General features: G+C 49.3%; 14 protein-coding genes. 7 read left to right on the plus strand and 7 right to left on the minus strand.

The window, feature by feature from the left end; all coding sequences use genetic code 11:
* Window positions 1–27: 27 nt before the first annotated feature.
* Window positions 28–306, minus strand: coding sequence for a hypothetical protein (locus tag HMPREF3091_RS10310; RefSeq protein ID WP_004089325.1), 279 nt, complete (start codon window positions 304–306; stop codon window positions 28–30).
* Window positions 307–492: 186 nt separating this feature from the next.
* Between HMPREF3091_RS10310 and HMPREF3091_RS10315 the strand changes: the two genes are divergently transcribed.
* The 3 genes from HMPREF3091_RS10315 to rhtC all read left to right on the plus strand — a co-directional run bounded on the left by HMPREF3091_RS10315 (window position 493) and on the right by rhtC (window position 3,374).
* Entirely contained in the window at window positions 493–1,209 is a 717-nt protein-coding gene (locus HMPREF3091_RS10315; protein ID WP_083321407.1) for a response regulator transcription factor, read from the plus strand.
* Window positions 1,210–2,679: a sensor histidine kinase gene (locus HMPREF3091_RS10320; RefSeq protein WP_070715673.1), complete on the plus strand. Its 1,470-nt coding sequence runs from the start codon at window positions 1,210–1,212 to the stop codon at window positions 2,677–2,679.
* A 71-nt stretch (window positions 2,680–2,750) separates the two neighbouring features.
* Window positions 2,751–3,374, plus strand: coding sequence for a threonine export protein RhtC (gene rhtC, locus HMPREF3091_RS10325; RefSeq protein WP_070715675.1), 624 nt, complete (start codon window positions 2,751–2,753; stop codon window positions 3,372–3,374).
* Between the two features lie 109 nt (window positions 3,375–3,483).
* Here rhtC and HMPREF3091_RS10330 read toward each other — a convergent pair whose 3' ends face one another.
* The 6 genes from HMPREF3091_RS10330 to HMPREF3091_RS10355 form a co-directional block, all read right to left on the minus strand.
* Complete coding sequence (locus HMPREF3091_RS10330; RefSeq protein WP_070715676.1) at window positions 3,484–5,604, minus strand: tetratricopeptide repeat protein; 2,121 nt, start codon at window positions 5,602–5,604, stop codon at window positions 3,484–3,486.
* Window positions 5,591–6,850: a DUF3142 domain-containing protein gene (locus HMPREF3091_RS10335; protein ID WP_246839977.1), complete on the minus strand. Its 1,260-nt coding sequence runs from the start codon at window positions 6,848–6,850 to the stop codon at window positions 5,591–5,593. Before HMPREF3091_RS10335 ends, HMPREF3091_RS10330 begins: the two co-directional genes overlap by 14 nt.
* A gap of 202 nt (window positions 6,851–7,052) precedes the next feature.
* On the minus strand, window positions 7,053–8,390 hold the full coding sequence (gntU, locus tag HMPREF3091_RS10340) for a gluconate transporter (protein ID WP_004089336.1): 1,338 nt from the start codon (window positions 8,388–8,390) through the stop codon (window positions 7,053–7,055).
* Window positions 8,390–8,929, minus strand: a complete 540-nt coding sequence (gene gntK, locus HMPREF3091_RS10345; protein ID WP_070715679.1) for a gluconokinase — start codon at window positions 8,927–8,929, stop codon at window positions 8,390–8,392. Before gntK ends, gntU begins: the two co-directional genes overlap by 1 nt.
* 188 nt (window positions 8,930–9,117) lie before the next feature.
* Entirely contained in the window at window positions 9,118–10,113 is a 996-nt protein-coding gene (gene gntR, locus HMPREF3091_RS10350; RefSeq protein ID WP_004089340.1) for a gluconate operon transcriptional repressor GntR, read from the minus strand.
* A gap of 224 nt (window positions 10,114–10,337) precedes the next feature.
* Window positions 10,338–11,033 (minus strand): pirin family protein, encoded by a 696-nt coding sequence (locus HMPREF3091_RS10355; RefSeq protein ID WP_004089341.1) that lies wholly within the window; start codon window positions 11,031–11,033, stop codon window positions 10,338–10,340.
* Between the two features lie 280 nt (window positions 11,034–11,313).
* Between HMPREF3091_RS10355 and HMPREF3091_RS10360 the strand changes: the two genes are divergently transcribed.
* From HMPREF3091_RS10360 to HMPREF3091_RS10375, 4 genes are all read left to right on the plus strand, one after another.
* The gene (locus HMPREF3091_RS10360) at window positions 11,314–13,644 is read left to right on the plus strand and encodes a zinc/cadmium/mercury/lead-transporting ATPase (protein WP_070715681.1); all 2,331 of its coding nucleotides are present in this window, start codon (window positions 11,314–11,316) and stop codon (window positions 13,642–13,644) included.
* A gap of 190 nt (window positions 13,645–13,834) precedes the next feature.
* A complete protein-coding gene (locus tag HMPREF3091_RS10365) occupies window positions 13,835–14,956 on the plus strand; it encodes a hypothetical protein (protein WP_070715682.1) in 1,122 nt (373 codons plus the stop codon).
* Window positions 14,956–16,098: a BamA/TamA family outer membrane protein gene (locus HMPREF3091_RS10370; protein WP_070715684.1), complete on the plus strand. Its 1,143-nt coding sequence runs from the start codon at window positions 14,956–14,958 to the stop codon at window positions 16,096–16,098. The genes HMPREF3091_RS10365 and HMPREF3091_RS10370 overlap by 1 nt, the downstream gene beginning before the upstream one ends.
* Window positions 16,092–17,231, plus strand: coding sequence for a DUF4056 domain-containing protein (locus tag HMPREF3091_RS10375; RefSeq protein WP_139146209.1), 1,140 nt, complete (start codon window positions 16,092–16,094; stop codon window positions 17,229–17,231). The genes HMPREF3091_RS10370 and HMPREF3091_RS10375 overlap by 7 nt, the downstream gene beginning before the upstream one ends.
* The last annotated feature ends 52 nt before the right edge of the window (window positions 17,232–17,283 follow it).

The raw sequence follows: 17,283 nt of genomic DNA on the forward strand, positions 1-17,283 counted from the left end.
CTTAATCGGGGCTAGGCCATTTCAGTTTTAGTATCCTGAACTCGTTTTTTTCATTGTATCTCCCGATTTCATCGGTTGCTTATCCATCTGTTCTTTACTCATTTCATCATGCTTTGGCGCTTCGCCTTTTTGCATGGCGTCCAGATGTTGCTTTTTCATTTCCTGCGGCTTTTTGCTGGTGTGATCCATTTTATGCGGATCGCTATGCGTGCTTTTGTCTGACGTGCTGGTTGAATCAGCGGCGAAAGCAAATCCAGTACCCATCAGCAAAGCGCTACACATCACGGTGGTAATGATTTTTTTCATGGTCAGATCCTTATCCAATTAGGGGCGAAGCCAGTATTGCCTTCACGTGTTCATTAAATCCTCACCGAGTTATAAATTATTTGTGATAACTCAGGACACAAACCCTGTGTAGACTGAATATATTCCCGTAGTCCTTCAAGATGCAGGTACTTGGGTATAAACCATCCAGCTTGGAGTGAGAACGCGATGGAAGGAATGAAGCGAATTCTAATTGTAGAAGATGACTCACATATTGCCGATCTACTGGCTTTGCATCTGCGCGATGAAGGCTATCAGATCGAACACGCCGCCGATGGTATTGCCGGGATGTCCATGTTAGAGCAAGGCGGCTGGGATGCGCTGATTCTGGATTTGATGTTGCCGGGAATTGATGGGCTCGATATTTGTCGCCGAGCCCGCAGTATGACGCGCTATACGCCGATCATTATGATCAGCGCACGTTCTAGCGAAGTTCATCGCGTTTTGGGGTTAGAACTGGGTGCTGATGACTATGTGGCTAAGCCTTTCTCCATGATTGAACTGGCTGCGCGAGTAAAAGCGCTATTTCGCCGTCAGGAGGCGATGAGCCGTAATCTCCAGATAGATGTAGGGCGTTTGGATATTGCCGGTCTAACAATCGACCCTATTGCGCGCGCGGTATGGATGAATCAGCAGCCTATCGATCTTACTCCGCGTGAGTTTGATCTCTTGTATTTTTTCGCCAAAAATCCAGACAAGGTGTTTTCGCGTTTGCAATTGCTTGATCAGGTCTGGGGTTATCAACATGATGGCTACGAACATACGGTGAACACCCACATCAACCGCCTACGAATCAAGATCGAAGCGGATCCCTCAGAGCCGCAATATATTCTGACTGTTTGGGGTTCTGGCTATAAATTTACGGCGTCGGGTGCGGGTAACTAAATGAATCGATTGAGTCTCTCTCAGCGTTTAACGCTCGTTTTTGCGCTGTTGCTGGTGGCTTGCTGTGCGGTATCTGGCTGGCTTCAGGTTCGCAGCAATACCCAATACAGTCAGCAGGTGATCCAGCGCTTATCGGTCAATCTTGCTCAGCACATCACTGAAAACAATACGCTTTTGGGACCACAAGGGCTGAACCCTACCTCGGTGAAAAAGCTGTTTGATCAGCTTATGTCGGTAAATCCGAGCGTAGAGGTTTATTTGTTAGATAAACAAGGGCACATCATCGGAGATGCCGCGCCGGAAGGGCGGATTAAACGCCGAGATGTGAATCTAGAACCTATCAATGCGCTGATGCAGGGGCAGAGCATGCCCGTTTTGGGTGATGATCCGCGCAGCATTGATGGGCAAAAAGTCTTTAGCGTCGCGCCACTGCAAGTCGATGGCAAAACCGAAGGATACTTATATGTTGTGTTACTTGGGGAAGACTATGCTCGACTAGCCGATGATGCCCGAATGGGATCGGCGGCGCTTACTGCGTTTTGGTCGATGGGGTTGATTATGCTGTTTGGTTCTCTGGCGGGGTGGCTGGCTTTCCGCTGGGTGACGAAGCCGGTGCGTCAACTCACCCGTCAGGTGATCAAACTTGAACAGGAAGGGTTGGATTATGCGCGGGTCATGGCGCTAAGCGTGCCAGACGCTGACGTAAAAAGTAATGAAGTTACTCAGCTTAGACGTGCATTTGTTTTGATGGCCAAACGTATTGCCGAGCAGTGGAAAACCTTGGCGGAACAGGATCAACAACGCCGTGAATTTATTGCCAATATTTCACATGATTTGCGTACGCCGCTGACGTCTTTACATGGGTATTTAGAAACCCTGTCGGTCAAGTCATCCAGCTTGAGTGACGCTGAACGTAAACGCTATTTAGATATTGCACTCGCGCAGAGCCTGAAAGTAGGTCGCTTGGCGCAAGAGCTGTTTGAGCTGGCGCGCTTAGAATATGGCGTAGTGAAGCCACAAAAAGAGCGCATGTCGTTTAGTGAGCTGTTGCAGGATGTTTTCCAGAAATTTGAGCTTACCGCTGAAACTCGCCAGATTAGGCTTAGTGCGGATGTCCCCAAAGGTTTACCTCTGGTCAACGCCGATATCTACATGATGGAGCGCGTATTGACCAATCTTTTGGATAACGCAATCCGCCATACGCCTTCAGGCGGGTATATTGCGGTGAAACTTTGGCATCAAGACGGACAGATGTGGGTTCAACTGACCGACAGTGGCACCGGTATTCCTGAAGAGCTAAAAGCGGGATTATTTGAGCGTCCATCGTTGCTTTCAGGCGTGCGTCGCCAGTCGGCTGGCGGGCTTGGCCTAATGATCGTGAAACGCATGTTGCAACTGCATGATGGGGACATCATGTTGGTCAATGAGAATGAGCAGGGCGCTTGTTTTCGTTTAATGCTGCCAGTGTGAATTGCTCCCTTAATTATTAACACACTTGGTGGTAGCATGAATTTCCCTTCTAATTATAAGAGTTCACTCCGATGATGTTGTTTTTGACGGTGGCATTGGTTCATCTGGTGGCCTTGATGGCTCCAGGTCCCGACTTCTTTTTTGTTTCTCAAACGGCGGTTAGCCGCTCTCGCGCTGAAGCCATGCAGGGTGTTGTAGGGATTACACTGGGTATTGTTATTTGGGCTGCGGTGGCGCTGATGGGGCTGCATTTGCTGCTCATGAAAATGGCGTGGCTGCACAGCATTATTACCGTTGGCGGGGGCTTGTACCTTACATGGATGGGGTATCAGCTCTTAAAATCTGCGCGAGCCAAAGGACAGATGGATAACAGTGATGAGGTCAACGTGACTTTACCTGCGCGTGGAAAAACCTTTTTACGTGGCTTCCTAACCAACTTATCTAACCCAAAAGCGGTTATTTATTTTGGCTCGGTGTTTTCCCTGTTCGTTGGTGACAACGTCAGCACGCCTGAGCGCGTGGGGCTGTTTGTGATGATTGTGGCAGAAACCTTCGTATGGTTCAGCATTGTGGCCTCCGTGTTTGCCCTGCCGGTAATGCGTCGTGGCTATCAGCGTTTAGCTAAGTGGATCGACGGCGTTGCGGGCGTTCTGTTTATCGGTTTCGGTCTACATCTAATTTTCTCGCGTTCATAATTCCATTGATTAATACATATAAAAAGGCGGGCTGATTGATCGGCCCGCCTTTTGTAGTTTCTATTGAATAGAAAATTGATACTCAAGAAGTTAAGCCCACGTAGTGCGATTATCCCTGATGGGTAAAGTCAGGCTTCGGGCACTTGAAGCTAGATTGAGAATGCACCACTTGGCTGTAATAAGTCCCCGTTTTTGTATAGCGACGATAGAGTTTTGCCCCTCCTTCGCGGTCTCGGTTCTTAATCCAACTCCGTGCGTGACATAATACTGCCGTATAAGCTTGGCTTTTTGGCGATAAAAGATCTGCGGACTTTGACGCTAACTCAGCAGCCTTCCAGCGGTAATGCAAAAATTGATTATTGGTTTTAGGCAATGCCGCTTTAGCCCTCGCAGCTTCATTTGGGGTAATCCAGCTTTGGGGCTGAATTCCATCATTCGGAATATTTTCATCCTGTTGCCAGCTAAGATCGTAGGTATCACCGACATAGGAATAGATAGAACGATAAATTGCATAGTCGGGCGTCATGGCATAGCTGGTTAATTCCAATCCCTGGTCTCGCAATATTAGCGCAGACTGATAATAAGCTTGAGCACGGACACGTTTTTCTATCTTTGGATTCTGAGCAGTATTGAGATTATCGATAAACTGCTTTGCCCACTGGCGATGTTGGGCTGTTTGGAAATAAGGTAGGGCTTCATCATAGCGTTTAGCGCGCATCAAGCGACGGGCTAAGACTTCACGCAGTTCAGCATCTGGCGTCATTATCGGACCGATATAATAGATTTTCTCATCCTCATTTATAGGTCTGGGCAAGATGTCAGCAGTGGTATGTACGTTCTTATCAACAAATCCTTTTAGCTCATCAAGGGTTAATACCCGCTCAGCAATATCCAGAAGATCCGCACGGTAAATATATTTTCCGCGATAAAATAGCGCCATTGCCTGCAAATAGTCACCGCGATTAAGAGCGAGAACACCTTGCTCACCAGATACCAGACATACTCGCCTTTCTAGAAGCGAAGGTTCATCAGCAGTCCCGCGATCTGACGGCGGGAAACTTTCTACCGCTTTAGCGTAGGCCGCAGCTGCGGCTTTCATGTCGCCGTTGCGCAGCGCCATTTTTGCCCGAAGCCACCAGCTTAACGCGCTGTCACCGGAGTTTTTCAGCAGTGTAGCTGCCATATCATATTTGCCAGAACGATAGGCTATCGCTGCCAGACTGTCACTGCCTTTAAAACCCGTTCCAGCCGATGAGTTTATTAACGCGAGTATTTTGGTGGTAATTTGCGATTTCTCATTACTATGTTCATCGTCCAGCCAGCTCCCGCTATCACTAAATAACTGAATAGCCAGTAGCTGCTGCACCAATGGGTCTTTAATCGCTTTTTTCAGTAATTTTTCATTCTGCGGTTTCATCAATATATTGGCGATAATACGCAGCGATGCGCTACCACTGGGATCGCCTTGCACAGACTGTTGGGCATAAAGATGTATTGAAGTAGCAATATCTCCCAGCCAGAAATAAATCTCTGCCTGTTGACCAAGGCTGCTGAGTGACAAGAGCGCATCATCAGGCTCGCCGCTCTTAACGCGATCGATCACTTTTTGGAATGCGGCTAGCGCAAGTTTGAGCTGAACGTGATCGGCAGAATCAGCTCTAGACAAAAGGGAGCTTTCTTGGGTGTCGGTGATGTAGTCATCCATCAGAGCTCGACCTAAAGAATATTGCGCAGCCAGTCCGTAAACCCGTTGTTCATTTTCCGGTAGAGCCAGTACCTGGGTGAAATAATCAGCAGCACTTGAAGTATCCACCAGGCTGAAGGCTACGGCACCGAGGGTATATAGCCGCTCTTCGGGGGTTAATCCTTTGCTGAGAGCGTCAGCTTGCTCAAGGCTAATACTGGCTCGCATTTGGGCGATAATATTAGCCGTGCGCAGCTCCTTCTCGCTCATCTGGGCTTTGATTTCTTCCTCTGTGGCGATCTCTGCGGTTTTTTTCCAGATGGGGAGCGTTTTATCAAAATCGGCGAACAAACTAGTCTCAAAAGCAAAATTCCCTTCGGGCATATCAAGCAACGTTTTATTGCGTTCGACTAATAAGCGGTTATAAAAATGAGGGCCGCAGGCATTCGCAGGGGCGAAAGGCATCAGCGTGGTTGCGAGTGCCAGACTTAAGGAAAGCAGGGTTTTGCAACGCCTTTGCCGAGCAAATAGCCTAAGGTGCAACATGAATATCTCCTTGATCCAATAGAGTACAACGAGCCCATCCTATAGCCTGACTCCGGCTTGCTCGCAGTTGCTGAGAGTGAATACGAATAAAACGTAGCGGCTGATCGCCGCTGTCTAAACGATAATTTCCGATGGCGTCCGCTATCTGGCAACGATCGCTGGAAATGGTAATCTCTTTGGGCATAACGCTATCTATTTGCCCCTTGTTACGCAGTACCAAATTATATAAAGCGTCAGTCTGACCAGGCTCCGCAGGTTGGGGCTGCACATCAATAATCCATTGAACGGTCAACGGCTGTTGCAGGATCACCGCTTTCAGCGTTGGCATGGACCAAGCTCTACGGTCGCCCTCGAGAGGCAAGCGAAACCAGATTAGCCCTTTTAAATGGGGGGTATGCTGCAACTTAAGCTGAGATAAAAAATCAGCCATAGTCTGAGGCTGCACCGAGATCTCTTGCATTTGGCCTGCAATGTAGAGGGAACTTTCACTCTCTACCACGGGCTGTTGATCCTGAAAACCCGCCAGTCCTATGCCATAGGCCGGTAATGCGACATAAAATGGTTTTTGTGTCACTTTGCTATAACGTTTGATCCAGCTAGCCGCTAATTCAGCATCGAATAACCCTTTCTCTGGCGAAAGGACGGCATGCACCTGTAACACGGATAGGTCCGCCTGCTGAACTAACGCAGGTAAATAAGGGGAGTCTAGCCATGTAGGTAACAGCGTTAGGCTGAGTTGCAGATCCTGCGGTAGCCTAGTTCGCAGTAGCTTAAGAAATTGTTGATAAACCACCAGTTTTGAACTGGGGGAATCATAGTCAATTTCAACACCCGTGACGCTTAGACCACTCTGTTGCCACTGGTGTAGCTGGCTCAGTAGATTTTCAAACACCAACGACGAATCAATATGCTGTAGTTGCCCATCAAGGCGAACCACTAACCAGACGGGACGTCCATCTTGCCGCAGCATTTGGGTATCTACGGCGATTTTTCGTAAGCCTTCATCGCGATTGAGCTGTAGCCCCAACACCCGTAGGCCAGAAAATAGCTCATGGCTTTGCAAAAGTGCGTCTTGATGCTGCGGGGTCCAGACTCTTTGCCAAACATAGGCTTGCTGATCCCATGGCGTGAGATTTCCCCCCGCTGTTTCTGATGAGGGATTTCGATAAAGACTAAAAAGTATGCTGCAAAAAAGCGCCACCATACCTATTACAATCCATGTCCGTTTCATGTCCGTTAGCTTCATTCCCATCGCCTAAATAACTTGGTTCGGTCACATTATGTGAGATCGCGTCTATGAATACTGATCCAGTACAAGCTTGGCATCAAGGATGAATAAAGGGTATAGGGATTTTTAAAAAGGCGGGTTTTCGCTTCCCACAAAAAAACGCCTGATGAGAGCATCAGGCGTTTTCAGGCTGGAAAGGATTGATTATCGCAGGGACAAATTACATCGCAGCGAAGAAGATCATACCAACGACTGCGCCCGTGGTACCCAAAATGGTTTCCATGATTGACCAGGTTTTCAGCGTTTGTGCTTCGGTGGCACCGGTGAATTTACCAAACAGCCAGAAGCCGGAGTCGTTTACGTGGCTCAGTACGATGGAACCCCCCGCGATACAGATAGACAGTGCAGCCATCTGTGCGCCGTTGTAACCCAGCTCGCCGATTACCGGAAGAACCAAACCTACCGTCGTTAAACACGCAACGGTAGCGGAACCCTGAATCACACGAACCGCAGCGGCGAGTACGAAGCAAGCCACAGCAATTGGCAGACCCGCACCAATCAAAGAGTTACCCAGAGCTGGACCTACGCCGGAATCAACCAAGATTTGTTTGAAGACGCCGCCCGCACCGGTCACCAGAAGGATGATACCTGCAGGCTGGATCGCCGCGGAACACACTTCCATGACTTTCTCTTTGCTCATGCCCCGACGGATAGCCAGACCATAAATGGCAACCAGACAAGCCAGCAGAATTGCGGTGAATGGGTGGCCGATGAACTCCAACCATTTGTGCAGTTCGGAACCTTCTGCTACGAAGCGAGCACCGATGGTTTTCATACCAACCAGAACCAGCGGGAATAAAACCAGCGCTAAGCTGAAGCCGAATGAAGGCAGTTTACTCTTATCTAAGCTTGGCTCTTGGATATCAGCAGGCAGATCCAGAGTGACATACTTGCTGATGAAGTTACCAAACAGAGGACCCGCTAGAATCATGCCAGGAATAGCAGCACACAGGCCGATTAGAATCATCCAGCCATAGTCTGCACCCATCTGAGAGGCCAGCAGCATAGGCGTTGGACCTGGTAACAGGAACGCTGCGGCACCCGCAACACCCGCAAACAGAGGGATAGCCAGTTTAACCACGTTACCGTTGGTACGACGAGCAACGGCGAAGACTACACCAATCAGCAGAACGATGGCGACGTCGAAGAAAAGCGGCAGCGCGCATACTAGACCCGCGATACCCAGCGCATAGTGCGCACGTTTTTCACCGAAGCTATCAAGCAGTTTGGCCGCGATCTGATCCAACGCGCCGGTTTCATGCAGGATTTTACCGAACATGGCACCCAGAGCGACGACGATAGCGAGGAAGCCTAAAGTGCCCCCCATGCCTTTTTCCATGGTCTTGGCAATCATATCCAGCGGCATTCCAGAGAAGATGCCTGCGCCGATAGATACCAGCATCAGAGCAACAAAAGCGTGCATACGTGCTTTCATTACCAGGAACAACAACAGTAGGACGGAGCCGACTGCGGTAAAGACGAGAGTGAAGGTGCTCATTATGACCCCTGAGAAATCACAGATTTAATGGTTGTAATTGTATTTTCAACAACACCGTCCAGTGGGAGGCTGATGTCGACAGCATGAACGTCATGTTCATCGCTGGTAGGTTCTTCTAACGCTTCAAATTGTGAAACTAGCATCTGCGGTTTAAAGAAATGGCCTTTACGCGCTAACAGGCGGCTTTCGATCAAATCGAAATCGCCTTTTAGATAGATAAAAGAAACGTTTTTATTGCCGTCGCGCAGCATGTCGCGATAGCGCTTTTTCAGTGCAGAACACACGATCAGAGAGACGTCGTTGGTACGTTGCATAGCAAAAATGGCGTCGTTAACCGCTTTCAGCCAAGGCGTGCGGTCTTCGTCATTCAGCGCATGGCCTTCGGACATTTTTTGGATATTAGCGCGGGGGTGTAAGAAGTCTCCATCTAGGAAACCTGCGCCAAGCTGTTGGGCTACGGAAGTTGCAACAGCAGATTTACCGCTGCCAGATACGCCCATCAGGATAAAAACGTGGTGTTGTGGTTTTTGATCGCTCATTTCTACTCCAGAGAGGGGACAGAAGACTATCCGCTAAACGTAATGTTACTGGTAACTTGTTATGGGTAACATTGTCTGAGCAGAGATAATAATTAGCAAGAACCGTGACAAAGTAGCTTCAATAACTGTGAGGTTACTCTCAGTTAGTAACGGTAATTAACTATATGTGAGTAGTTGCTTATGCGGTTTTAGATGCTGCCGCCGTAGAGAAGTGTGAAACCAACGTCAACCATTTGGGACGAAATGGTTTCGCCACGTAGGCGTGCGAGCATGCGCTCTGCGGCAATTTGCCCCATGCGCTGGCGAGGTGTTAATACGCTGGCGAGTTTCGGGGTCATGACCTGACCAATATCGTGGCCGTGGAAACCGGCGATCGCCATATCTTGAGGAATACGCAGACCCAAACGCTGACATTCAAAGGCAGCACCTGCGGCTAAGTCATCGTTGGTGCAGAAGATACTATCCATGTCTGGATAGCGTTCTAGCGCTTCACGCAGTAGCTCACTGCCGACGGAGTAAGAGGAACCTCGTGGGATCATGACACTACGAGGCTCTAAGCCGGCATGATTCATTGCCGCTTCATAGCCATGCTGTTTGATGACCGTACGCTCATCTTGGCGAGCGCCAAAATAAACCACTTTGCGATGACCGCGATCGATGATGGCCTGAGTCATTTGGCGAGCGGCTTCGAAGTTATCGAACCCAACCGCGATATCAATACACGGCGTCACGCAGTCCATCATTTCCACGACGGGTACGCCTGACACTTCGATCATCTTACGGGTGCGAGCAGTGTGGCTGCGTTCAGACAGGATTAGCCCATCGACGTTGTAAGAGAGCAGAGACAGTAAGCGCTCTTCTTCTTTTTCTTGGCGATAGCCATAGTGCGCTAGCATGGTTTGATAGCCATGCGCGTCGGTGACGCTTTCTATGCCACGAATAACATCGGCGAAAACTTGGTTGGTCAGAGAAGGCAGAAGCACGCCAATCGCGCGGCTCGTTGAGTTGGAGAGAATGTCCGGTGCGCGATTAGGGATGTATCCCAATTCGTCCAAGGCCACTGCAATTTTTGTTTGAAGTGCGGCAGAGACTTGCTCAGGGTTACGCAAATAACGGCTTACCGTCATTTTTGTCACACCAACTTTGTCTGCGACATCTTGAAGTACAGGGCGTTTTTTCTTCATTTTCAATGAAATAACTAATGTTCGGACGAATGTAGACAGTTTAGCAAAAAAACAATGTCACGTATAAAACAAATGTTACGCATATCATGCGAAACATCGCGCTTTGGGGGATCTCTTGTGAGACTTTGGCAAACCATTAATTGTGGAAAAAATAGTCTGACAAAGAATTTCAGGCATAAAAAATGCCAGCCCTTAGGCTGGCATTGAACACGTTATCTAATGGGTCATACAGCTGGCAGATCGAACAGCAGGATTTCCGCTTTATCATCAGCATGGATAGAAATTGCCGCTTCATCCCAGATGGCAACGCCGTCGGCGGTGCTAACGTGTTGGCCGTTGATGGAAACGTTGCCTTTGACAACCTGAATCCAAACGCGGCGATCTGCCTGCATCTGATAGACGCTCTGCTCGTCTTTCAGCAGCGCCCAACGGGTTAGTGTCATGTCTTGGAACACTTTCAATGACCCGTCGCGAGCATCAGGAGAGAGTACCAACTGGCGCCCTTGTGGCACGTCGAACGCTTTTTGCTCGTAGCGAGGTGTCAGGTTTTTCTGATCGGGAATGATCCAAATCTGATACAGATGTAAGTCGCGATCCTGATGAGCATTGAATTCAGAGTGGCGAATACCGGTACCGGCGCTCATGATCTGGAACTCACCGGCGTTAACCTGCTCTTTATTGCCCATGCTGTCTTGGTGAGCAACGGCGCCTTCCATTACATAGGTCAGGATTTCCATGTCTTTATGCGGATGAGTTGGGAAACCTTCACCTGCAGCGATTCTATCGTCGTTAATCACGCGTAACGCTGAGAATCCCATAAAATCGGGATCGTAGTAATCAGCGAAAGAGAAAGAGTGCCAGCTATCGAGCCAACCATGATTTGCGTGACCACGGTCATTTGCTTTACGGATATAAATCATAATCAAAATCTCCTATGAGCCAGCCAATCAGGCTCTTGTCGTTGAAATTTAGTTTAGACCTAAGCCGATAATAAGAAAGCGTAAAAAACTCATCCCTCTGTTCAAAAAATCAGAACAAGATCTAGATTTATCATGAAAGTTGTTTCATCTCCGGAATATGCAAAACAAGAATTTATCTCATTTAAACCCTTGACTCTGGAGTCGACTCCAAGGTGTAGACTTCCCTAAAATCTTGGAAATCCATCTTCATCCGTTAGCGGAAAACACCACGGAGGTCAGCATGTCTGAACACATTCATCACTCCCATGAGCCGAATCATGCTCACGGACACTCTTCATGTGGCTGTGGCCATAGCCATAGCAAAACGCAGCACGGCTGTTGTTCGACAGCTCATGAGCATCAGGATACACAAACCGATTCGGCAGGATCCAAATCGGGTGGGGACAGTTGCTGTAGCAGCGGTCATTGCCATGACAATGATGATGAGGATGAACACCCCTCAGGTTCCTCTCTGACTCCACCACCGGTTGGCAGCCAACGTTTTAGCTGGAAAGTTCGTGGGATGGACTGCCCAAGCTGCGCTAAGAAAATAGAAACCGCAGTGAGTGGGATCCCCGGTGTTAATCATGCCGCCGTGTTATTTGCCACAGAAAAGCTGGTGGTCGATGCGGGTCATGACGTCAGTAAAAAAGTACAGACTGCGGTTGAAAACGCGGGCTTCGTTCTCCTTGGCGTGAATGGCACGACGCCACCGCCAGAAAATAGCTTTTGGAAAGAATACGGCCTGCTGATCTCTTTGGTTGTTTTGATGATTGTCAGCTATGGCATTGAACAGTTTAGTCCAGCATTAGGGCGTATTGCCTTTATTGCGACGACCTTGGTGGGTTTAGCGCCAGTGGTACGCCAAGCGTGGAAACTCACTCGCAGCGGCACGCCATTTGCGATCGAAACGCTCATGAGTATCGCCGCGATTGGCGCTCTGTTTATTGGCGCGACCGAAGAAGCAGCCATGGTATTGCTGCTGTTTATGATCGGTGAGCTATTAGAGTCTTATGCAGCTAACCGTGCACGCAAGGGCGTGAGTGCATTAATGGCTCTGGTGCCCGAAGAAGCCATCGTGATTGAAAACGGTCAGCGCAAAACGGTTGCCGTCTCTTCGCTGTTGCCGGGGCAGATAATTGAAGTTGCGCCGGGGGCGCGTATGCCAGCAGACGCTGAGCTACTGGCTGATGGCGTGAGCTTCGACGAAAGTGCATTAACCGGTGAATCCGTACCCGTGGAGCGCCAAAGCGGTGAGAAAGTTGCGGCGGGTTCTCTGGTGGTCGATCGTGTTTGCCAGCTACGTGTGGTGTCGGAGCCGGGCAATAATGCAATTGATCGCATCCTACAATTAATTGAAGAAGCTGATGAACGTCGTGCGCCTATTGAGCGTTTTCTGGATCGCTTTAGCCGCTATTACACGCCGGCGATCATGCTGTTCTCGCTACTGGTGATTGTGGTTCCACCGCTCTTTTTTGCTCAGCAGTGGGATACGTGGATCTATCGCGGTTTAACAATGTTGTTGATCGGCTGCCCTTGTGCGCTAGTTATTTCTACTCCAGCAGCGATCACTTCAGGTTTAGCCGCCGCAACACGCCGTGGCGCTTTGATTAAAGGTGGCGCAGCGCTGGAACAGTTAGGGCGAGTCACCACGATTGCGTTCGATAAAACCGGAACGTTGACGCAAGGTACTCCGCAGGTCACCGACGTGGTGGCTCTGGGCGACGTGGATTCGGAGCGAGTTCTCACGCTTGCAGCCTCGGTGGAAGTGGGTTCTCATCATCCGTTGGCGCAGGCCATCGTGCGCAAAGTGACTGAACAGAAGTTAGCGCAACTGACGGCAGATGAACGCCAAGCTAAGGCGGGCATTGGCGTCGAAGGCTATATCAACGGTGAACTGATTCAGGTAATGGCACCTTCTAAGCTGGCGCAAAATGCGTTGTCAGAAGTGGCGTTAGCGCAGGTGCATGAGTTGGAAAGTGCAGGAAAAACGGTGGTGGTAGTGGTTCAGGCTCAGGTGCCGGTTGGCCTGATCGCATTAAGCGATACGCTACGCGCTGATGCGGTGGAGGCGATTGCACAGCTTAAGCGCATGGGGATCAGCGGAGTAATGCTTACAGGCGATAACCCACGCGCCGCGGCGGCGATTGCCAGCCAGCTCGGTATTGATTTTCGTGCAAGCTTACTGCCTGCGGATAAAGTTGAAGCCGTCACGGCATTGAGCCGAAAAGCAGACACGGCGATGGTGGGCGACGGCATTAATGATGCGCCAGCGATGAAAGCGGCCAGCATTGGGATAGCCATGGGCAGTGGCTCGGATGTCGCGTTAGAAACCGCCGATGCGGCGTTGACGCATAACCGCCTAACGGGATTACCTGAGATTATTGCTCTGTCTCGTGCGACTCATGCCAACATTCGGCAAAATATCACTATTGCGCTGGGCCTGAAGGCTATCTTTATGGTGACGAGTTTATTAGGACTTACCGGTTTGTGGCTAGCGGTTCTGGCTGATTCTGGTGCTACCGCATTGGTAACGGCTAATGCTTTAAGATTATTAAGAAAGGCGAAGTAGTTACATAACTACATGTAAAATAGTAAAAATTAATCGCGGCTAAGAGGCATCTTAGCCGCGATTCGCATTTTATGACGCGCTAAACCCCCATCGTTTGCTGGTATACTCGCGCGGTTTCTGCTCGTAATTATTCGTTTTACACACATATTCGAGTATTCAATTCATATTTCAAATAAAAGCTAAACCTAAAATGAAGAATTCAACTCTGCTCGCGCTGATCCCGGTAGCGATGATGTCCTCTTTCGCCTTTGCTGATTTGCCAGAGTCTGATGATGCCACTCAAGCGATGATCGATCAGGCTGCCGCACCTAAGTTTCTCTTGCCGCAACAGAATGTGAGTGGGGGGCAGACAGTCTCTGCAACAGCAATAAAACAGGGCGAGAAAAAGCCTGTTTCGTCAGCGTCCTCATCCTATTTGCCTTTCTGGGGCGATGAGGCTAGAGCTCTGGGTTACGAATTGCCGGAGCCTTTTGGTGTTAGCGTTAGCTACATGAATATCCGACAGAATATTAACGTTGATAGTATTGCATTTAATGGTCTGGGCTTAGGTTCAGGAAGCAATTTCATCGCTTTACCGTCCAATCTGTTTGATATCAAGGTGGGTAAGACTCGCCAGAAGAGTGAAACTGAGACAATGAAATTGGATGCATGGGTGCTCCCTTTCATGAATGTCTATGGAATTATTGGCCATACCAAGGGTAGTTCAATATCAAATGTTTCCGTTGATTCCGATCCTTCTAATTTCAAAGGATTAAGCAATACATTAAATAGAATAATTTCAAACGTTATTCATGGAATGAATCAGAACGGAACACTGAAAGATATTGATTTTAAACTGGATTTTAAAGGCACCACCTATGGTGCTGGTACTACGCTGGTGGGGGGATATGGTGACTGGTTTAGCATGGTGGACATCAACTATACCCAAACACGTTTTGATATTCTTGATGGCAGTATCGATGCATTCACTCTTTCACCGCGTGTAGGTTACCGTTTCTCTATTCCTGCAATTGATGCGTTGCACATGGGTCCCAGTAAGCTCAACGTTTGGGTGGGGTCGATGTATCAGGATGTTCAGCAAGAGTTTAAAGGCAATCTGAACGATTTAAATATGCCCGCAGAGTTGCAAAAGCTTATGGCGATGGCCAACGAAGATGGTAAAGGCCGCTTTGACGTTAAACAGCATCTGCAATCGCCGTGGAACGTTTTGCTCGGGGCGCAGTATGAAGTTACTCGTAATTTCAATCTGATCACTGAGTTTGGCTTTGCCGAACGTAACAGTTTCTTTGTTTCCGGTGAGTATCGCTTTTAATGCGAGGTATAGCAGGGCTTTGTCTGGCGAGCTGCCTCAGTATATCGACCTTGGTTCAGGCGGGGGATCTCCTGCCTTCACGCCAACAAGTTGATAGCTGGTTGGTGGGGTTAGGCGCAGATAACCAGTTCGATCCTAGTAAAGGTATCGACTGGGGCGTTATGCCGGGGCCCTTCTATACACCTGAGTTAGGCCTTGGCGTTGGCGTAGCCGTTGTTGGGATGTACCGACCCGATGAAACCGATCACGTTAGCCAAAACTCCACGCTTTCGCTTAGCGGATTTGCCAGCTCTACGGGCGCCTTTGGCATAGGTCTGGATAATTATAGTTTTTTTGCCGACGATGCTTGGCGCTTCTACTTGAGCGGTGCTCTCAATGATATGCCGACCTACTATTGGGGCTCAGGATTCAGTGCTGGCCGCAATGATAGCGACAAACAGAAATACACCTCGCAGGAATTCAGTGCTAAACCCGATCTTCTGTATCGCATTGCGGCGAACACCTATTTAGGTGTTGGCTGGTCTTTCTCTTCGGTGCATGCGGCTTCAATTCAGGATAAAGACAAAGGCACTTTGGAAAGCGAAAAGGCGGGCACGTCGGTGCTCAGTTCAGGCGCGAGTGTTACGTTTACTTACGACACCCGTGATTTTGTCGCTAATCCACGGCACGGGCAGCTGGTGAATCTCACCTACACCCATTATGCGCCGGGGCTGGGGAGTGATACCCGTTTTGATGCGCTGGATAGTCGTTATGCCCTTTACCATGCGCTGGATGAAAAAAATATTTTGGCATGGGAAGTGGATGGCCGCTTTACACAAGGTGATGTACCGTGGAATATGTTGCCTCTTCTGGGAAGTAATAACCGCATGCGTGGTTATTATGAAGGGCGCTATCGCGATAGAAACGTGGTAAGCACCCAAGTTGAATACCGACGTAAGCTAGACTGGCGCAACGGCGTTGTCGGCTGGCTGGGGACGGGCACCATGGGACCCAGAGCCAGCGATCTAGGGCAAAGTCGTTGGCTGCCGTCCGTGGGCGTTGGCTATCGTTTTGAATTCAAACCACGCATGAATGTACGCCTTGATCTGGGTGTTGGTAAGGGAAGTACCGGATTTTATTTTCAGGTAGGGGAAGCATTTTGAACATCGTAAAATATGGACTATTTTCTCTCATCTTGCTGTCATCTTCCTGTTCCTCTCAAGTTAAACTCCCCATTGTGCCAGATTTATCCACCTCGCCGATTCAGCAAGCAACGCGCGCATGGCCGACGGTTGAAAGGCTTTCTGCTCCGGATGGTTTGCGGCCATGCTGTGCTTTTGGCTATAATTTAAAGGCACAGGCGCTAGGTATTCCGGTGCCGCTTTACCAGCTAAACAACGTGGTTGAAGCTGATGAGTTGGGCGAGCATCACTATAACGACAGCTTATTGGGTGCCGTCGCTAATCTAATGGGGATCAGCAGCGAGCAAGATGGTTTGGTCTATACCGTTCATGGCGGGTTTATTGATATCGCGCATGTGCGTGATACGGCCGATATGACGCTCTTTCTGTTCAGCCACATTTGGCCACGGTTGGGTCAAGAACAAACTATCGTGCTAAGTGAAGAGCTCGCACAGCGTCAAATTCATTTATTCGCATTTACCCCACCGCAAAATGAAGCTGAGCGATTTACGCTGGCGGTCTATCTTTCAAGCTATTTGGCATTTCAGGTTGCCGCGTGGCATGAGATTGCTCAATGGTATGGTTTCGAATCTGTTCCCGGATTTTCAGAGGGAATTTCGGCATTTTCGCCAGAAGATCTCTACTCCAATCTGTTAGGGGCGCGTTTGGCCTCGTCACTTATTTTGCAGGGACATTCGAGTTCGGTTGAGCAATTTAATCTGTCCATGCAGGCCATTTTGCCAACGGCCTTGCAGCAGTTAGGAGCTGTATCGGCCAAAGATACGCGTTTTCAATTCGACATGCTGGATGGCAACTGGTGGGATAGCCACCGTGCCGTGCCGGAGAAGTTTTTGGTGTTAAAACGTAACTATCAAACGGAAGACGATCGCGTTCCTACGCCGGTGCCGGATGAGCAGGCGCAGCCGCTGCGTTTACAGCTTCCCAGCGCATGGGCTGGCTTGCAGATGTCTGCGTTGGGAGAACTTCAGCTTTGGCCTGGTCGTTCCATGAAGCAGCTCCCTAAGCCCGTCAAGTACTACACGTTCCGTGATTTTCCTGCCTTGGCGCTTCATGCTCGGGTTGAGGACGCGGGGCAGATGGCCGAAATGAAGTAAGGCGTATATACCTGTCAGACTTCAAGTTGCGGGGGGCTAGCGACATTCACTT

The sequence above is a fragment of the Hafnia sp. HMSC23F03 genome (assembly GCF_001816025.1).
GTDB classification, from domain to species: domain Bacteria; phylum Pseudomonadota; class Gammaproteobacteria; order Enterobacterales; family Enterobacteriaceae; genus Hafnia; species Hafnia paralvei.

Coding starts and splice junctions, on each gene's coding strand:
- rhtC (WP_070715675.1), top strand. CDS start 2,751: ATGATGTTGTTTTTGACGGTGGCATTGGTTCATCTGGTGGCCTTGATG.
- HMPREF3091_RS10320 (WP_070715673.1), top strand. CDS start 1,210: ATGAATCGATTGAGTCTCTCTCAGCGTTTAACGCTCGTTTTTGCGCTG.
- HMPREF3091_RS10365 (WP_070715682.1), top strand. CDS start 13,835: ATGAAGAATTCAACTCTGCTCGCGCTGATCCCGGTAGCGATGATGTCC.
- HMPREF3091_RS10335 (WP_246839977.1), bottom strand. CDS start 6,850: ATGAAGCTAACGGACATGAAACGGACATGGATTGTAATAGGTATGGTG.
- HMPREF3091_RS10370 (WP_070715684.1), top strand. CDS start 14,956: ATGCGAGGTATAGCAGGGCTTTGTCTGGCGAGCTGCCTCAGTATATCG.
- HMPREF3091_RS10315 (WP_083321407.1), top strand. CDS start 493: ATGGAAGGAATGAAGCGAATTCTAATTGTAGAAGATGACTCACATATT.
- HMPREF3091_RS10360 (WP_070715681.1), top strand. CDS start 11,314: ATGTCTGAACACATTCATCACTCCCATGAGCCGAATCATGCTCACGGA.
- HMPREF3091_RS10355 (WP_004089341.1), bottom strand. CDS start 11,033: ATGATTTATATCCGTAAAGCAAATGACCGTGGTCACGCAAATCATGGT.
- HMPREF3091_RS10330 (WP_070715676.1), bottom strand. CDS start 5,604: ATGTTGCACCTTAGGCTATTTGCTCGGCAAAGGCGTTGCAAAACCCTG.
- HMPREF3091_RS10310 (WP_004089325.1), bottom strand. CDS start 306: ATGAAAAAAATCATTACCACCGTGATGTGTAGCGCTTTGCTGATGGGT.
- gntU (WP_004089336.1), bottom strand. CDS start 8,390: ATGAGCACCTTCACTCTCGTCTTTACCGCAGTCGGCTCCGTCCTACTG.
- gntR (WP_004089340.1), bottom strand. CDS start 10,113: ATGAAGAAAAAACGCCCTGTACTTCAAGATGTCGCAGACAAAGTTGGT.
- gntK (WP_070715679.1), bottom strand. CDS start 8,929: ATGAGCGATCAAAAACCACAACACCACGTTTTTATCCTGATGGGCGTA.